This is a genomic window from Salipiger sp. ABN3_019, assembly GCF_056158605.1.
Map to the genome: position 1 here is coordinate 92,445 of NZ_JBSWTP010000006.1, position 17,065 is coordinate 109,509.

The window sequence follows — 17,065 nt, forward strand, 5'->3', positions numbered from 1 at the left end:
GAGGGCAGGGCGCTCCAATCTCTGCCCCGCCAATCCATTCATTCGATCCGAAAGATACCCCATGCACGGTACAGCCCTTCCCACGCTCGACGAACCGCGCGCCGGTCGCCTGATGATCCAATACGCGCCGGTCCCGGAGACCGAGATCACCGAGAATCCGCCGCGTTTCACTTGGCTGCCCGTGGTCGAGGACGAGGCGCTCTATGCGCTGCAGATCTTGCCGGCAGATGGTGGCGAAAGCCGGGAGTATGGTCCGATCCACTGGAATATGTTCACGCCTGACGCCCCGCTGCAGCCGGGGAGTTACCAGTGGGCGTATGCGGTCTGCGACGAGAGCGGCGCCGCTCTGACGCCCTGGTCCGAGGCGCGTAGTTTCACCATTCCCGAAGGACTGCCTGAAACTCCGCTGCCTTTGGCGGCGGATCGCTACACGAGCAGCGACATGACCCACCCGCGGCTGTGGTTGAGCAGCGATCGGTTGGCAGAATTTCGTAAGGCATTGAAGACCGACCCGGGCCACTGCGGCTGGGATGTTTTCTACGAGAAATCCGTCCTGCCATGGATGGACCGAGAGGTGATGACCGAACCTGCGGGCTATCCGAACCATCAGCGCGTCGCACCTGTATGGCGTCAGACGTATATCGACCTGCAGGAAGTCTGGTACCGCATCCGCCACCTCGCCATCGGCGGTGCCGTCACAGGCAACGCGGAGATGATCGGCAAGGCCAAGGCGCAACTGTTGGAGGTCGCCAGTTGGGACCCGATGGGCGTAACCTCTCGCGCCTATACTGACGAATGGGCTTATCGCGTGACCAATGCCTTGGCTTGGGGCTACGACTGGCTGCACGCGGATCTTTCCGATGACGAACGCGCCACGGTGCGAGCGGCGCTTCTGGCTCGCACCCGAGATATCGCTGAACATGCGATGCTAAACGCCAAGATTCACGTCTTTCCGTACGACAGTCACGCGGTGCGCTCGGTCTCTTTGACGCTGGTTCCGGCCTGTATTGCCTTGTTGGGCGAGGATGAGGATGACGAAGCGCGACGCTGGCTGAACTACTGCATCGACTTTCTGTCAACGGTCTATTCCCCTTGGGGCGATGCCGAAGGTGGTTGGGCAGAGGGCACCAATTATTGGATGATGGGGGTGGGCTACCTGATCGATGCCGCCAATCGGCTGAAGTCCTTCACCGGCATTGACCTCTACAAACGTCCGTTCTTGCGCAACACCGGGGATTTTCCGCTGTTCTGCAAAGCCCCGAACACCCGCCGCGCCACTTTTGGTGACAACTCGACCCAAGGCGACCTGCCTTGCATAAAGACCGGCCTGAACCTGCGCCAGCTTGGGGGTGTCACCGGAAATGGCGCCTTCCAATGGTATTGCGAAGAAAACCAGCGTCTGAACCCCGGCACCGAAGGGGCCTTCTACAATTGGGGATGGTGGGACACGAATTTCGACGAGCTCGCGTTTCGCACCGACTATCCCGAGATCGAGGCGGTCCCTCCCGAAGGAGGCCTGCGGCACTTCAGAGGAATTGGCTGGGTCGGCGTTCAGCATGAGATGGCCAACCCAGACGAGCACATTCAGTTTGTGTTCAAGTCCTCTCCCTATGGGTCGATCAGCCACAGTCATGGCGACCAGAACGCCTTCTGCCTCGCGGCTTATGGCGAGGATCTGGCCATCCAGTCCGGCTACTACGTCGCGTTCAATTCGACCATGCACCGGCAGTGGCGCCGCCAGACCCGCTCGAAGAACGCGATCCTGATCAATGGAAAGGGTCAGTACGATGGCAAGGACAAGACGCGCGCCATGGCCGCGACGGGCCGCATATTGGCCGCCGAAGAGCGCGAGGACCACATCTATATCGCGGGCGATGCGACCGCCGCCTACCAGAGCCTCTCGCCGGAAGTCACACTTGCCGAGCGCGAGATTTACTTTGTCCGCAACTCTTACTTCGTGATCGTCGACAAGGTGGACGCATCAGAGCCGGTGACCTTGCAATGGCTGCTACACGCCAACAACCGCTTTGAATTGGGTAAGACCTCGTTCCGCAACACGGGTGAGCGGGCGGGCTTCTACGGGCAGGTCGTCTGGTCCGAGTCCGGCAAACCGGACATTAGCCAGACCACGGCCTTCCCCGACGTTGACCCCAAGGACTACGAAGGGCTGCACGTCTCTACCTATTTGACGGCGGACTACCCGGCGGCCACGCGTCACCGCATTGCGACGTTGCTGGTGCCATACCGGCTGGATGCGCCGAAGCGCGTGTTCAACTTCATGGACGACCAGGGCTACGACGCCGATCTCTATTTCACCGATCAGGGCGAGCACACCTTTAAGGTGGTGATGAAAAAGCTCGCCAACAGCTGAAACAAGAACTGAAAAGGACAACTCATGCGTTTCAAGGGACAAACCGCCATCGTGACCGGCGGCGGGCGGGATATCGGCGCGGCCTGCGCCATCAAGCTCGCGGCAGAGGGCGCCAATGTCGCAATCAACTACTATGCGTCTGCCGAGGGGGCGGAAAAGGTCGTCGCGCATATCAAGGACGCAGGCGGCAATGCGATCGCCGTTCAGGGCGATCTGATGGACCCCGCTCAAGTCGATAAGCTCGTTCAAACCACGGTCGACACCTTCGGCGGGCTACACGTTCTGGTGAACAATTCCGGCGGGCTGGTGGCGCGCAAGACGATCAAGGAGATGGATCTTGAGCATTGGAACAAGGTCATGGACCTCAACCTGACCAGCGTTTTCATGATGACGAAGGCGGCTCTGGCGCACATGGAGAAAGGCGCCATCATCAATGTCGCCAGCCAGGCCGCGCGCGACGGCGGTGGGGCAGGGGCCGCGGCCTATGCCGCATCCAAAGGTGCCGTTATGACACTGACCCGAGGCTTGGCCAAGGAGCTGGGACCGGACATCCGTGTCAACGCGCTGTGCCCTGGCATGATCGACACTGACTTCCACAACATCTTCACCCCGGATCAGGCGCGTCGCGGCTACGAGGCCGCGGCACCTGTCAAACGCCAGGGGACGCCGGATGACGTGGCCAACGCGGTCGCATTCCTGGCTTCGGACGAAAGTGCTTTCATGACCGGCGTCAACGTCGATATCAACGGCGGCGTCCTGTTTAGCTAAACCCCTTGCCCTGCCGTCTTCCGGCAGGGCGAATGAGCTGCGAAAGTGCATGATCGGATGCTCCGATCATTTTTGGTGGACTCTCACCCCGGATCTGCTTTCGCAGACGAGAGTGGAAAAGTTATCGCGGCTTCGGTGAAGAGTTACCGCAATCGCCGCTCAGTGTTGTGCTTGGGGAGGCCTGCGGCGGCGCGGTTTTGCTGGCCGAGAGTGCGGCCCTGCACCGCAAAATGCGAAGGGCACGCCCTGCGCGGACGTGCCCTTCAAATTCGGAGCTTTAGTTGTTTCAGGCCGGTGCAGACGTCGTCTTGCGCGCGGAGGCCGCGTTTGTGGTCTTCTTGACGGTTGTCTCAGCCTTCTCGGCCGCGCTGGCAGAGACCGAGCCCATCTGCTCGCCCGCGGCCTGCGCGACTTCGAAAAGCGCTGCGGTGGTGCTCTGGGCAAGTTCCATCTGCGCCTGCATGAAGCCTGCGAAGGCCTGACCATATTCCGAAGGCTCACGCGCAGCGGTCAGCTCGCGCATGTTGCCGAGCGCTTTCATGGTCGAGGCCGACAGCACTTCGTTCGACTTCCCGGCGGTGTCGAGCGCGACATCACCGATCTTCGCGTTGTACTCGGCAACCGATGCCAGTCCGCCCTTTGCGAGGTCTGGGTTGCATACGTTCGGGATCGCGCCGAACATCTTGGCGAATTCGTTTTGAGCAGTCATGAGGTCCTCATCGTGGGTTTCGTTTGGTCCCCACTTACATGAATGCTGCGGTGCAGCATTTCAACTCCCCCCCGAAAATAGGCGTAAGAAGGGCATCTTCTGGCGCTTGACTTACGGTAGGCACCGGCACCGCAAATCTTGGTTGAGCAAAAATGCGATCGCCGAGCCGAGCTCTTCAACGGAAGAGGATCGGTGCGGCCTTGCGGCAGCGCGGCGTTGTCCTACCGGTGCGCCGGACAATGCTGTAGTTCGATTTCGCTTTGGGTGGACGCAGAAAACTGTCGGAACCGATGTGGCGATAGCTATTCGAGCGAAACCCCGAGCGCGCGGCCCAATCGCTTGGCGGCCTCGACGGCTTCATCACCGCGCAACGGCCAAGCCTGGGTCAGACCCTCGATGATCACGAGCAGTTCGGTCTCGGCCGCAACGAGGCCGGTTGCAGCTGCCGCTTTTGACGCGACCTCCGCCTTGTGACGCTCAAGAAGCCACCGGAGCGGTTCGTTGTTGGGGTCGGCCGCCACGGCGGCATGAAACAGACAGCCATGTGACGTCTCGGTCGCCATCCATATGCCGACCCTCGCGAGAATCGTGTCGGCCGCTTCTTCGGTGCCGTCCGGCAGGCCATCGAAGATATGCGAGAGGTAACGCTGATGCCGGTTTTCTAACGCCGCCAGAACCATGTCGGCTCGGGAAGGAGTGTATTTGTAGAGCGTGCGCAGGCTCACGCCGGCGGCATCTCTCAGATCCTCGACGGAGGGCTCCGCGAAACCGCGGCTGGCGAAAGCTCGCTCGAGCCCGGCGGATATCTTGCTCATCATGTCTGCCATGGTTGACGGTGTAGAATGATCCCTCTACCTACGCAAGTAGAGCGTTCATTCTACACTGGAGCAATCTTCGATGACACTGCCTGCAACAATGAAAGCTGTTGTCCTTACCGGACATGGGGGGCTCGACAAGCTGGAATGGCGCGAGGATGTGCCGGTCCCTCAGCCGGACGCGGGAGATGTCCTGATCCGCGTCGGTGCCTCGTCAGTGAACAATACCGACGTGAACACCCGGACTGGCTGGTATTCCAAGTCCGTGCGGGGCGACACGAACTCGGCGGCCACGGAAGGATACGGCGGCGCCTCAGATGCCGACGGCGCGTGGTCCGGAGCGCTGAGTTTTCCGCGTATCCAGGGCGCCGATTGCTGCGGCAGGATCGTCGCGGTTGGTGAGGGCGTGGACCGCGCTCGCGTCGGCGAACGGGTTCTGGTGCGACCGATGCATCGCCCGAATGGTGCGGAGCCAGATGCCCTCGTGACCTTCGGCTCCGAGCGTGATGGTGCCTTTGCAGAATTCACGACCGTGGAGTCCGAGCATGCCCTGAAGATCGACAGCCCTCTCTCTGATATCGAGCTCGCGTCCTTCCCATGCGCCTTCTCGACCGCCGAGGGAATGATCCAGCGCGCGATCTTGGGCGCGGATCGGGTGCTGATCACGGGAGCCTCGGGGGGTGTCGGCTCAGCCGCCGTGCAACTTGCCAAACGACGCGGCGCCCATGTCACAGCGGTCACCAGCTCCACGAAGATGGAGGCGCTCAAGGAGCTTGGAGCCGACATCACGATTGATCGCAACGAGCCGGTCCCCCAGGACGCCTTTGACGTCGTGCTCGACCTGGTTGGCGGACCGCGTTGGCCTGCATTGTTGGATGCGCTGGTGCCGAAAGGCCGCTACGTGACCTCGGGCGCGATCGCTGGGCCGATCGTCGAGCTCGACCTGCGAACTCTATATCTGAAAGACCTGACACTTGTCGGGAGCACCCGGCAGGACCCAAGGGTCTTCGCTGACTTGGTAGGCTATATCGAGGCGGGGGAGATACGTCCGGTAGTAGCTGAGTGTCACCCGCTGCACGAGTTGCGCGCCGCCCAGGAGGCTTTCCTTGAAAAAGCTCATATGGGCAAGATCGGCATAGAGATTTGTGGGTGATAAAGCCAGATGGTGCCCTTTCACGACGGACCAGAGCCAATGTCGTGGAAGGGCTCGAAGCACACTTGCGGTAGCGCGGCACGCCGGGCCGCACTTCAACGTCGTTCCCGGCCCAGTGCTAAGCTTGGCATCCGGCCTCGTTGTCGCGCTACAGCATCTTCGAAGCGGCCATTGACCGCTCTCGGCGTCTGGCGTGAGCTTAGGCCATGCACTTCCGGCCTCAAGACCCGCGGAGAAGCTCAGCAGGCGAATTTTGGCGCGCTGAAGAGGCCGTATTCAATCAGCAGCGCGCCACCCATAAGAAATACCCCAGCGATCTCTGTTGCGACCGCACCAGTGTTGCCTCGGCCAAATACCGAAGGTCGTGGCTCTGGAAAATTGAGCGCCTTCTGACCCTCGGCATTGTGCCGCGGTTCTCGTAGCATGGCCAATGGTGCGCCAAAGCATCGACGTCTTTAGGGCTCTCGCCCATGACATGCGGGTCGGCATCCTTCAGCTGCTGGTAAGGCGGAGACCCAATGGCACTTCGGCGATGGAGGTCAGCCGTCTGTCTGCTGAAAATCGAGCCCTCGACCCTGTCAGGTCAGCTGGCCACCTCGAAGCGGTCCTGACTGGTCAGCACCGAGCGTCAGTACCAGAAATGCCATTATCCCCCGCGTCTTGATGCAACGAATGGGCTGCTGCGTTTCCAGCTGGAGGATTGCTGCGGTGCGATGAAAGCGCCTGTGCGGGCACCGTCTGCCCGCCTAAGGGTGGATGGCTGGGGTGCGGGGCGCACCCCAACCGGTTCAATCCCAATCGGGGGCAAGCCCGTCGGGCGACACGATGCGCCCGTCAGGCCGGGAAAGCGCGTCGATCCGGGCAATTTCTTCTGCGGTCAGCGCAATTTCAGCCGCAGCGAGGTTGCCGGCAAGCCGATCCGCCTGCGCCGTCTTGGGGATCGCAATCCCGGTCGGCTTGTGCAGCACCCACGCCACCGCGATAGCGGCGGGAGTGGTATCATGGGCATCGGCGATCTCTTTCATCACCGGGTCGGTCATCACGCCGCCTTGGGCCAACGGGGCATAAGCCTCGACCGGGATGTCGAGCCCCTCAAGGTGGGATAGCAGTTTCGACTGGTTGATGAAGGGATGCAGCTCGACTTGATTCGCGGCAATCGGGGCGCGCAGGATGCCCCGGGCCTCCTCTACTTGGGCGATGGTGAAGTTCGACACGCCGCCAAACCGCACCTTGCCTTCATCAATTAGGGCGTCCAGCACCGGCAGGGTTTCGGACAGGGGCACCTCTTTCGACGGCCAGTGCAGCAGCATCAGGTCGATGTAGTCGAGGCCAAGCGCGGTCAGTGAAGCCTCGGTCGCCTTGCGGAAATCGGCGGCGGCAAAATCCCGGGGCAAGATCTTTGTGGTCAGGAAGATCTGATGCCGCGGCACGTCCGAGGCGAGGATACCTTCGCCAACCTCGGATTCGTTGCCATAGGCTTGTGCAGTGTCGATGTGGCGATAGCCCTCGGACAAGGCGGCGGCGACGATGTGGCGCGCCTCGCCCGGCTCCATTCGGAAGGTGCCAAGTCCAAGGTTGGGAATGCCAGCGGGACCGATGTTTCGGATGGTCATAGTATGTTTCTCCTTGGGATTGGATCCGGGGGTCATCTGTCCCCGGATCAGGTTCTATTCGGCCGGAGCCGGGTTCGTGTCCGGGAACTCAAGGCGGGCCGCCAGGCGGGTCAGGATGATACCGGCAGCAACGACCGCGGCCCCGACCAAAGGCGTGGCGGCAAGGCCCAGGCCTTCGACCACGTGGCCACCGCCCCAGGACCCAAGCGCGATGCCCAGGTTGAAGGCCCCGATGTTTAGGCCCGAGGCCACGGCCACGGCATCCGGCGCTACCTGCCGCGCCGTCGCGACCGTATAGGCTTGAAGCGGAGGCACATTGGCAAAAGCGAAGCCACCCCAGAGCGCGACCACTGCAATCGCCCAGACCGGAGAAGTGATTGCCAGGCCAAGGGCACCAAGCAGCAGAGCAAGACCGGTGAAGATCAACGTTAGCGCGGGGATCGGACCAGTTTTGTCGGCCAGCTTGCCGCCCAGGATGTTGCCCGCCGCCACAGAGGCCCCGTAGAGAAGGATGACAAGGCTAACTGAACTGGCGGACAGGCCGGTCACATCGGTCAGCATCGGAGCAAGGTAAGTGAAGGCGATGAAATTGCCACCATAGCCCACGGCCGTGATCAGGTAGACAAGCAGCAACCGGGGCGAGGTCAACACGCGGGCTTGGGCGCTCAGGCTGGCTGGCGCAGGGCGGCTGAGGGTCGCGGGCACCAGCAGCGCGCTTGCCAAGAGGCCGACAAGGCCGAGGGCCACCACGCCAAGGAAAGTCGACTGCCAGCCGAAGGTTTGGCCGATCCAGGTGCCAAGCGGCACGCCGGTCACAAGAGCAACGGTGAGGCCGAGGAAGACCGTGGCGATGGCCGAGTTCTCTTTCTCGCGATCGACAAGATCCGTCGCGATGGTCGAGGCAATGGCGAAGAAAACGCCATGAGCCAGCCCTGTCAAGAAACGCGCGGCGATCAGGCTGCCGTAGCCCGGTGCAAAGGCCGCGAAAGCGTTGCCAGCAATGAACAGCGTCAATAGCGCCAGCAGCAGCGTTTTGCGGGGCATCCGCCCGGCGAGCGCGGTCAGAACCGGCGCGCCGATGGTTACGCCAAGCGCATAGAGGCTGACCAGCAGCCCCGCGTTTGGAAGCGAAACGCCAAGGTCTGTGGCGATGGTAGGAATGAGGCCGACGATCACGAATTCGGTGGTTCCGACGGCAAAGGCGCTGATGGTCAGCGCCCACAAGGCAAGGGGCATGGCCCGGTCTCCTGCGGTTGTGTGTTTAGGATCGACAGTCCAGATGGCAGGTCTTAGCCTTTGCGTGAACGAGCAGTATCGGAATGGGCCTTTGCGAAGGACGCACGAATTACCTCAGACCCGTGATCTCGCCGCCTTTGTCGCGGTGGTCGAGGATGGCGGCTTTGCCGAAGCGGGACGGCACCTGGGCGTGGCTCCGTCGACCCTCAGCCGAACGGTGGCGAGGCTTGAGGGCTTGCTTGGCCTGACGTTGCTGCGCCGGACAACGCGGTCAATCGAATTGACGCCTGAGGGGCGCGATTTGCTGGATGCTGCGCGAGGTATCCTGGCCCGGACCGAGGCGTTGACCGACCTCGCCGCCGGCAGCCGTCGCCCGCGCGGGCCGCTCCGGATCAACGCGCCCGTGCCCTTCGTGCTGCACATCCTCGCCCCGCGTCTGGCCGAGTTCCGCGCGGCCTATCCCGAGGTGCAGCTGACGCTCGACATGACCGACAGCCTTGTCGATCTGATAGGGTCGCATGCCGATGTTGCGATCCGCTTCGGCCCGCTTCCGGACAGCGACATGCTGCACCGCAAACTCGGGCGCACGCCGTGGAAACTTGTAGCCGCCCCGGAATATCTTGACCGCATGGGTTGGCCTTCGTCGCCGCAGGACCTGAAGGCGCTAGAGCAAGTGCGCTTTGCAGCGCCCGAGCATATCAACACCCTGCAATTCAAGGGGATGCCCGAGCCGCTTTCGCTGCCGACCTCGGTGGTTGCGGGCAATGGCGAAGCGGCCCGCCGGCTTGTTCTCGGAAGCCTCGGCATTGCGCGGTTCTCCGACTTCATGGTGGCTGACGATATCCATGCCGGCCGCCTTGTCGAATTGTTCGCCGGCGAGTTGGAAGCCGCGCCCCTCGATATCACCGCGCTCTACCTCACGCCAACAGCCGGTCTGCGCCGACTTGCTGTCTTTTTGGATTGGGTCGGTGGGATACTGTGAGGCCCGAGCTCAGAACCGGGTGATGACGGTTGCGCCGATGGACTGAAATTTGTCCATTTCCATAAGTTCCTGCGGGGCCTCGGCAAGGCTGATCCTCTTGCCCACCAACCGCGACGGGTCGAGCCGTCCACTCGCCACCATGTCCAGCATCGCGCCGTAGCGGTGTGCCTGCATTCCATGGGAGCCGAGCAGCTCGATCTCCTGACCGACGATTTTCGGCATCGGGATCGCGGGGGCAGCTTGGTCCCCCAGCATCAGCCCCACCTGCACGTGCTTGCCGCGCGGCTTGAGACAGAGGATCGAGTTGGTCATGGTTGCCGGGTGCCCCAGTGCGTCGAGCGAGACATGCGCGCCGCCTTTGGTGATCTCCTGGATGGCGGCGGGCACGTCGACCTCGCGCCCGTCGATGACCGCCACCGCGCCGAGTTTCTGGGCCATGGCAAGCTTGGCCGGGTCGAGATCGACACCGATCACATTCGCGCCCGCTGCCGCGGCGATCATTACAGCCGACAAGCCGACGCCGCCGCAGCCATGCACCGCGACCCATTGGCCGGCGCTGACTTTGCCCTGGTCGACCACTGCCCGGAACGAGGTGGCAAAGCGGCAGCCTAGGCTGGCGGCGGTCGCAAAGTCCATCGTCTCGGGGAGCGCAACAAGGTTCAGGTCTGCCTGATGGATTGGCACGTACTCCGCAAAAGATCCCCAATGGGTAAAGCCCGGCTGTTCTTGGGTCAGACACACCTGCTGGTTGCCGGAGTGACATTCCGAGCAACTGCCGCAGCCGCAAATGAAGGGCACGGTGACCTTGTCGCCGACCTTCCAGGTCTTCACGTCCTTGCCCACAGCTTCAACCACACCGGCCAACTCGTGGCCCGGCACATGCGGCAAATCGATGTCACTGTCGTGCCCCATCCAGCCGTGCCAGTCGCTCCGGCAGACACCTGTAGCGGCAACCTTGAGCACGACACCATGCGGTTCGGGGCTCGGGTCGGCAACGGTGGTCAGCTTGAGGGCTTCTTGGAACTTCTCGAAAAGGACGGCTTTCATGGCAGGGTCTTTCGATTGAGGGCGAACTGGCGGGAGGATAGCCCCATGCTTTCGAAATAACTTTGCCATTCTTCCCCTATTTGGCGATATTTGAGGCAGTATCCTCTATCGGGGGGAAGCATTTTGAAGGAATCCAGCCCATGCCCGAGATCGACGGTGTAAACGCCGCGCTTCTGAACCTGTTGCAGGACGACGGCCGCATGACCAACGCCAAGCTCGCCGAAAGCCTCGGCATGAGCGAAACTCCTTGCTGGCGTCGGCTGAAACGGCTCGAGGAAAACGGCATTATCGAAGGCTACCAGGCGAACCTGAATTGCCGCAAACTCGGCCTCGGTGTCATGGCCTTCGTCCAGCTGCGCTGTTCCGAGCATGACCAAGTCGCCACCGCCGAGTTCCAGCGTCTCGTCCAAACGACGCCCAACATCCTGGCGTGCCACAACACCACTGGCGCGGACGATTTCCTGCTGATTGTGGTGGCGAAGGATCTCGACGACTACAGCGTGTTTGTCGACAGCACGCTACGGCGGCTTCCCGGGGTGACCAGCATCCGCTCCAATCTGTCGCTGAAAGAAATGAAGGCGTCGAGCAGGCTGCCGGTCACCTCAGCTGTTGGCGCTTGAAAGACCGGCGGTGCCGACGAATACCCAAAAGCAGACTATCTCTTGAGCAGCAGGCCTCAGCGGTTATTCTCGCCGTGCGCAGAGGATAAGCTGCAGGCGCGGCATATTTGGAACATTTTCCTTGAATGGATGCTCAACGCCCCCGCTTCCGACCGAAGCCATGCTCCGTCTCGGGTCGAAAGCGGCAACGCGCAGGTGGCTGCTAATCGCTTGCCCCTCACGCTGCTCAGAACCCTCTCCCTTCTACGACTGAAATGGCGTTCAGAAGCTCTCGAAGCCAGATGTGGCGTGCGTCGCTCCGATTGTGTGGGTGCCAGGCGACCTGGGTCGGGAATGTTCCCAGGTTCAGTGGGACCGGCATGTCCAGAAGCCCGTGAGGTTCGGCGATCAGGGCTGCGATACGTGCAGGGACAGTGGCGATGCCTCGGATGCGGGCGACGGTAGGGGCTGCTGTCAGGAAATGCGAGACGATCACCGCGGTGTTGCGGCGTAGGCCTGTGTCGGCGGTCAGCTTGTGTAACCCGGTGCGCCATTTTCCGGGCGGCGCCACGACCACATGCGGTAGCCGCTCATATAGGTCGCGATCCAGGGTCGCGCCGTCTGCCAAAGCCTCGTGGGCTACGATACAGCGGAATCCATCATTGAACAGCTGCGAGACCACTAGGTCTTCCGGTGGAGGGGCAAACCGTCCGACGGCGAGATCGAAACTTTGCCCGGCAAGGGTGCGCGGATCCAAGTCAGGTCCGATCGGGGCGATCTCGAGCTGTGCCCTGGGAGCGTGGAGCGCGAAGGCCGCGGCCAGAGGCGGAGCGAGCACAACCTCCGCGTAGGGACCCAGCAACAGCCGGAAGCGCCGCGTGCTTTGAGCCGGATCGAAAGGCTCGGCGGCACGGAACGCCCGTTCGAGCCGGTCCAGCCCGGCCGCGACGTCCGCCGCGATCTGCAACGCCTTCTCGGTCGGCTCGACGCCGTATCTGGCGCGCAGGAAAAGCTCATCCCCCAGAGCGACGCGCAGACGAGCAAGCGCCGCGCTGACGGTGCTTTGCGACTGGCCGAGGCGCCGCGCCGCAGCGGTGACATTGCGTTCTTCCATCACGGCGTGGAAGACGCGCAGAAGAGAGATGTCCGGGCTCATATGTCCAGCTTACCGATATCTGACATGCTGCGCATCAATTTCTCGATCTGCGAATTCGTCCCATATCAATCCGGAGACGTTCCTGCAGTGACCCTCGCGGGACGTTCCGAGACAATGCAAGGAGACCTGAAAATGGCACGTATTTTGATCCTGTCCACTGCGGCCGATGTCCTTGGCGATACCGGCAACCCCACCGGCGTTTGGTACGAAGAGCTGGCGAGCCCGTATTACGCGTTCCTCGACGCGGGCCACGAGGTCACGCTGGTGACGCTTGGCGGCAAACCTGTTCCCATTGACCCGAATTCCGACGTGACGGGTGAGGAGGCCCCGGCCTCGGTCACCAGGTTCCGCGCAGATGCGGAGGCAACGGCGCTGCTGTCGAGCCCCGGCCGCCTCGAGGACGAGGACGTCACCGCTTATGATGCGCTTTACATTCCGGGCGGCCATGGCGCGATGTTCGACCTCACAGAAAGCGCGCTTGCAGCCAAGGCCATTGGCAAGGCCTGGGACAGCGGCAAGGTCGTCGCCTCGGTCTGTCATGGCCCGGCGGCCTTTGCCAAGGTCGTGGATGCGAATGGCCATCCAATCGTGAAGGGCCGCAAGGTCACGGCGTTCACGGACAGCGAGGAGGAGGCAGTGGGGCTGGTCGACGCAGTGCCGTTCCTTCTGGAAACCAAGCTGCGTGAGCTCGGGGCTGACTTCGAGAGCGTCGGCGACTGGCAACCCCATGCCGTGGCCGATGGCCGGCTGGTGACCGGGCAGAACCCGGCGTCGTCAGAGGCGGCGGCGAAGAAGGTCCTCGAGCTTCTGTAACCTTATGTGGCGCTGCCCGGCGACGGGCGGCGCCTCTCTGCCCTGCGGGTCAGCCCCAAGGCGTGACGAGGTATTTCTCGCCCGTGCGCATGGCGCGGTAGTCCAGCACGGCCTTTTTGGTCAGCATTTCCTTCAACGTGACGCGAGATTTGTAGCTGCTGGCAAAGGTGCTGGTGAGGTTGTCACGCACCCGCTTTCGCATCCGGCCCATGGTCTCCTGCCCAATCGACTGCAGGAACGGGAACAGAAGCCAGCCAGATAAGGTCCAGCCGAACCCGTAGCTGGGGGTCAGCACGGTGGGGCTGGTGTCGAGGCGGCCGTAGATGAACATGCGTTTCGGCTGGTTCGATCCGTAGCGCGAGTACTCGGGCATCTGATCCCTTGCGACCTGCTCCATCGCGCGGAATGCGGTATCGACCAGCGTGCCGCCCCCCACGGGATCGAAGCCGTAAAAGGCGCCTGTCGCACGAATTGCGTCGGTCAGCTTGTCCATGAAATCGTCTTCGGAAGAGTTGACCACATGCTCGGAGCCAAGCCCCTTCAGCAGCTCCACCTGATCGCTCTTTCGCACGATGTTCACCAGCCCGATGCCATCCTCTGCGCAGATGCGCGTCAGCATCTGGCCGAGGTTCGAGGCCCCGACAGTGTGCAAGATGGCGTTCTGTCCGTCGGCCCTGGCAGTCTCCACAAAGCCGAGGGCGGTCATCGGGTTGACGAAGGCGCTGGCGCCTTCTTCGGCGGAATGCTCGCCCAGCGGGAGGCACATGTCCGCGTCGGAGAGGCAATACTGGCTGTAGGCGTTGCCCGGGACGCAGGAGACGCGCTGCCCTACCAGCGCCTGCGCAGCATCACTGTCGCCAGCGGCGATCACCGTGCCTGCGCCTTCGTTACCAGCGGGCAATTTCAAACCGTGACGGGCTTTCGATGCGGCATTTGCCGCATCGGGCACCCGGGCCACGAACTTGCCCGGCGTGTAATCCGCGTTCTCCATGTCGGCGCCGCCGACGAGAATGGCTAGGTCCGAGGGATTGATCGGCGCGGCTTCCATCCGCACCAGCACCTGGCTGTGGGTGGGGTCGGCAAATGAAACGTCTTCAAGCGCGACGGTCAGTGTGGCGTCGGCCTCGAGTGTGGTGAACAGCTGTTTTCCGGTGGTGGCCATGCAAGAGCCTCCTTCGCGTTTCATCGGGTGATGTGGATCTAGGGCCAATTCCGACGCATCCAAAAATTCTGCATCCGGCACATGATAGGTAGTCGGCGCGACTGGAAAGGGCTCCGAGCGGGCTTGCGGAGCTGTAGCGAGCCGTAGACATGGCTGGCAGCCGCGCCCGCCGCTCCCGGCCCAATCTCGACCTCTAAATGCAGCTCATGTGCCGCATCGCAGCACCTTCAAGCGGACATAGCCGCTAGCCAATACTTTTCGAGAGGATGTGACGCGCTGACGAGACCATTCCCAGACCCAGCGCGTCATTGGTTCAGCGGAACCTGGCTGCGTTCTCCAAGGCCGCAGCATCCGTGTCGCCCTTACCGAAGGCCGACGGTCGCGGCTCCGGCAGTTGCAGAGCTTCCTGGACCCGCGGCATGGCGTCGATGCGGTCGAACCACGCCTGCAGGTGCGGCAATCCGTCGACGCTCACAGTGGCCCAGAAGTAGCTGCGCGCCCAAGGGTACGTCGCAATATCCGCGATGGACATCGCATCCCCGACCAGCCACTCGCGCCCGGCAAGCCGCGTGTCCAGCACTTCGAGCAGGCGGCGGCTTTCGGCAACGTAGCGGTTGATGGCATAGGGCACCTCGTCCCCATTCGGCTTGGCGATCCGCTGGAAAAACATCGCCTGACCCATCATCGGGCCGATCCCACCCATCTGGAACATCAGCCATTGCAGCGTCTCTGAGCGCTCCTTGGGGTCGTGGCTGAGGAACCGGTCGTATTTCTCGGCGAGATACCACAGGATTGCGCCGCTCTCGAACACTGCGAAATCATCGGCGCCCCGATCAACAATGGTCGGGATGCGGCCGTTGGGGTTCAGGCGCAGGTAATCCGGAGCCTTCTGCTCTTTCTTGCCAAAATCGATCGGCACCAGTTCGTAGTCGATCTGTGCCTCATGCAGGAAGATCAGCGGCTTCCAGCCGTTCATAGTATTGGCGGTATAGAGGACAATATCAGGCCGCGTCATTGCTAAGCTCCTCGAATGTCATGGCAAGATGGGCGTCGAAACGGGCGAGGTCGGTGGCCACGTCGGGGTTTTTCATCACGTCGAAGGCCCCGAATGTCGGAAGCGGCCTCATGCCGAAGAATTTGGCATTCAGATGGACCGGGCGCAGGAGATCATCCAGCGACATGCCCTCGAAGAACGGCTCTGCCGGATCGTCGAAGGCTTCGGCCGGAGCGTTCAGCGTAGCCGAGATCATGTAATGCGTGCCTGCCAGCTTGCCGCCCATGCCGTAGTTCGCTTTCGGTGCGGCGGCGCTGCGGCCATCGCCATTGCTGAGCTGCCCGCCCATGCCGACCGTGTAGACCTCATCCATGTATTTCTTGAACGACCACGGCACGCCCATCCAGTTCACCGGAAATTGCAGGAGGACAATGTCCGCCCAGAGGTGATGGTCCACCTCGTCCTGCACGTCGTAACCGGCCGCGACCGTGGTCAGGCGGACCTCGTGCCCCTGCGCCTCAAATGTTGTCTTGGCGCGCTCCGCGAGCGTTTCGTTGAGTTTACCGGGGGCAAATTCGTAGGGCTGCGCGCCGTTCAGGATATGGATTTTGCTCATCTGGTCTCTTCCGTTGTTGCTGCGCCCGCTTGACTTTCGCGGCGTCCTGAATGAGATGAACGTGGCGGGATGCAAAAGCAACCAGTATACTTTTGGTAACCTAGACCGGCGCGGATCAGCGGAGCGCAGACAGATGGATGCAAAGATCGAAATAGACGCCGCAGGCCGACGGAGTGCGACGAATGCCTGCACCGAACCCTGCGCCATCGAGCGTGGGATGCGGATCATCGGAGGAAAATGGACTGGCTCGATCCTCTGGCACGTAAAGGACGGGCCGGTCCGGTTCAACGACCTCGCCCGGATGATCGGCGGCGCATCAAAGAAGATGATCACGGAACGCTTGCGGCAACTCGAAGACCAGGGGCTGGTCAGGCGCGAGGTGTGTGACACCGCCCCGATCTCCGTGGTTTACGAGATTACCGATTTCGGTCGGACAGCCTTGGGTTTCCTGGATGAGCTTCGCAAGTGGAGCGAGGGCCTTCCAGGGACCTTGGCCGCTGAAAAGCGATAGCCCCCACATCGCGCAACTGGCCCAGTCCGGACCTCCGACGCCGCACGAAAGCTCTAGGCTAGATCGATTAACTGGATGAACAATACATAATTCACATTACGCGCCAAAGAACAAATATCGAACATTTGATTTGCCGCGCCGCACTTTGGGCATCTATTCACACTACAAGTCTTGGGCAGAAGCTAGCGCAATCTGCCTGAGGTTGAAATCTCCCCTTGCCGTGACCGGGCCCGATCGTCGACGGTGGAAGAAAGCAGAACACTGCTACAGGCAAGACATCGAGCGACGGCAACACTGCGCTGGAGGAAGACATGTCAGCCGAATGGATCAACATCCAAATCATGGAATGCGAAGACGTGGTCGGCCGCGCCGTCACCGTGTTCAGGCAATCTGATGGAACCCACCAACGCTATGTTCTGGGCAACGGGCGCAAGGTCGAGGCGAACGCGGACGGCACCTTCGTCATCCCGGAGTTTGCCACGGAATTGCGGGTCATGGGCATCTAGGAAGGTCTGTAGCG

At 62.0% G+C, this 17,065-nt stretch carries 17 protein-coding genes; 8 read left to right on the plus strand and 9 right to left on the minus strand.

Annotated elements, in window-relative coordinates:
- Positions 1-61 precede the first annotated feature (61 nt).
- Together ACXAD2_RS06810 and ACXAD2_RS06815 are read left to right on the plus strand one after the other, a co-directional pair.
- A complete protein-coding gene (locus ACXAD2_RS06810) occupies positions 62-2,371 on the plus strand; it encodes a DUF4962 domain-containing protein (RefSeq protein WP_475168516.1) in 2,310 nt (769 codons plus the stop codon).
- A gap of 24 nt (positions 2,372-2,395) precedes the next feature.
- Positions 2,396-3,139: an SDR family NAD(P)-dependent oxidoreductase gene (locus ACXAD2_RS06815; RefSeq protein WP_475168517.1), complete on the plus strand. Its 744-nt coding sequence runs from the start codon at positions 2,396-2,398 to the stop codon at positions 3,137-3,139.
- A gap of 286 nt (positions 3,140-3,425) precedes the next feature.
- Here the strand turns inward: ACXAD2_RS06815 and ACXAD2_RS06820 are convergent, their stop codons facing one another.
- Together ACXAD2_RS06820 and ACXAD2_RS06825 are read right to left on the minus strand one after the other, a co-directional pair.
- Positions 3,426-3,821 (minus strand): hypothetical protein, encoded by a 396-nt coding sequence (locus ACXAD2_RS06820; RefSeq protein ID WP_475168520.1) that lies wholly within the window; start codon positions 3,819-3,821, stop codon positions 3,426-3,428.
- Positions 3,822-4,150: 329 nt separating this feature from the next.
- Complete coding sequence (locus ACXAD2_RS06825; protein WP_475168521.1) at positions 4,151-4,663, minus strand: TetR/AcrR family transcriptional regulator; 513 nt, start codon at positions 4,661-4,663, stop codon at positions 4,151-4,153.
- An 82-nt stretch (positions 4,664-4,745) separates the two neighbouring features.
- Here ACXAD2_RS06825 and ACXAD2_RS06830 point away from each other — a divergent pair, with 82 nt between their 5' ends.
- Entirely contained in the window at positions 4,746-5,816 is a 1,071-nt protein-coding gene (locus ACXAD2_RS06830) for an alcohol dehydrogenase family protein (protein WP_475168523.1), read from the plus strand.
- Between the two features lie 788 nt (positions 5,817-6,604).
- Here ACXAD2_RS06830 and ACXAD2_RS06835 read toward each other — a convergent pair.
- Entirely contained in the window at positions 6,605-7,429 is an 825-nt protein-coding gene (locus ACXAD2_RS06835) for an aldo/keto reductase (RefSeq protein WP_475168524.1), read from the minus strand.
- Between the two features lie 54 nt (positions 7,430-7,483).
- Positions 7,484-8,665, minus strand: a complete 1,182-nt coding sequence (locus ACXAD2_RS06840) for an MFS transporter (RefSeq protein ID WP_475168526.1) — start codon at positions 8,663-8,665, stop codon at positions 7,484-7,486.
- A gap of 43 nt (positions 8,666-8,708) precedes the next feature.
- Between ACXAD2_RS06840 and ACXAD2_RS06845 the strand changes: the two genes are divergently transcribed.
- Positions 8,709-9,647, plus strand: a complete 939-nt coding sequence (locus tag ACXAD2_RS06845) for a LysR family transcriptional regulator (protein ID WP_475168529.1) — start codon at positions 8,709-8,711, stop codon at positions 9,645-9,647.
- A 9-nt stretch (positions 9,648-9,656) separates the two neighbouring features.
- Here ACXAD2_RS06845 and ACXAD2_RS06850 read toward each other — a convergent pair whose 3' ends face one another.
- A complete protein-coding gene (locus tag ACXAD2_RS06850; RefSeq protein ID WP_475168532.1) occupies positions 9,657-10,694 on the minus strand; it encodes a zinc-dependent alcohol dehydrogenase family protein in 1,038 nt (345 codons plus the stop codon).
- Positions 10,695-10,834: 140 nt separating this feature from the next.
- On the opposite strand from ACXAD2_RS06850, the gene ACXAD2_RS06855 reads away from it, so the two are divergent.
- Positions 10,835-11,314, plus strand: a complete 480-nt coding sequence (locus ACXAD2_RS06855; protein ID WP_475168534.1) for an Lrp/AsnC family transcriptional regulator — start codon at positions 10,835-10,837, stop codon at positions 11,312-11,314.
- Positions 11,315-11,540: 226 nt separating this feature from the next.
- Here the strand turns inward: ACXAD2_RS06855 and ACXAD2_RS06860 are convergent, their stop codons facing one another.
- Positions 11,541-12,449: a LysR family transcriptional regulator gene (locus ACXAD2_RS06860; protein ID WP_475168537.1), complete on the minus strand. Its 909-nt coding sequence runs from the start codon at positions 12,447-12,449 to the stop codon at positions 11,541-11,543.
- Between the two features lie 132 nt (positions 12,450-12,581).
- On the opposite strand from ACXAD2_RS06860, the gene ACXAD2_RS06865 reads away from it, so the two are divergent.
- Positions 12,582-13,262 carry a type 1 glutamine amidotransferase domain-containing protein gene (locus ACXAD2_RS06865; protein WP_475168538.1) on the plus strand — a complete coding sequence of 227 codons (681 nt, stop codon included), beginning with the start codon at positions 12,582-12,584 and terminating at the stop codon, positions 13,260-13,262.
- A gap of 49 nt (positions 13,263-13,311) precedes the next feature.
- On the opposite strand, the gene ACXAD2_RS06870 is transcribed toward ACXAD2_RS06865, so the two are convergent.
- The 3 genes from ACXAD2_RS06870 to ACXAD2_RS06880 all read right to left on the minus strand — a co-directional run bounded on the left by ACXAD2_RS06870 (position 13,312) and on the right by ACXAD2_RS06880 (position 16,034).
- Entirely contained in the window at positions 13,312-14,424 is a 1,113-nt protein-coding gene (locus ACXAD2_RS06870; protein ID WP_475168539.1) for a zinc-binding dehydrogenase, read from the minus strand.
- 313 nt (positions 14,425-14,737) lie between these two features.
- Positions 14,738-15,439, minus strand: coding sequence for a glutathione S-transferase family protein (locus ACXAD2_RS06875; protein WP_475168541.1), 702 nt, complete (start codon positions 15,437-15,439; stop codon positions 14,738-14,740).
- Positions 15,426-16,034: an NAD(P)H-dependent oxidoreductase gene (locus tag ACXAD2_RS06880; protein ID WP_475168543.1), complete on the minus strand. Its 609-nt coding sequence runs from the start codon at positions 16,032-16,034 to the stop codon at positions 15,426-15,428. The genes ACXAD2_RS06875 and ACXAD2_RS06880 overlap by 14 nt, the downstream gene beginning before the upstream one ends.
- 133 nt (positions 16,035-16,167) lie before the next feature.
- On the opposite strand from ACXAD2_RS06880, the gene ACXAD2_RS06885 reads away from it, so the two are divergent.
- Together ACXAD2_RS06885 and ACXAD2_RS06890 are read left to right on the plus strand one after the other, a co-directional pair.
- On the plus strand, positions 16,168-16,545 hold the full coding sequence (locus ACXAD2_RS06885; RefSeq protein WP_475168546.1) for a winged helix-turn-helix transcriptional regulator: 378 nt from the start codon (positions 16,168-16,170) through the stop codon (positions 16,543-16,545).
- Positions 16,546-16,856: 311 nt separating this feature from the next.
- Entirely contained in the window at positions 16,857-17,051 is a 195-nt protein-coding gene (locus ACXAD2_RS06890) for an MHC class I heavy chain (RefSeq protein ID WP_475168549.1), read from the plus strand.
- The last annotated feature ends 14 nt before the right edge of the window (positions 17,052-17,065 follow it).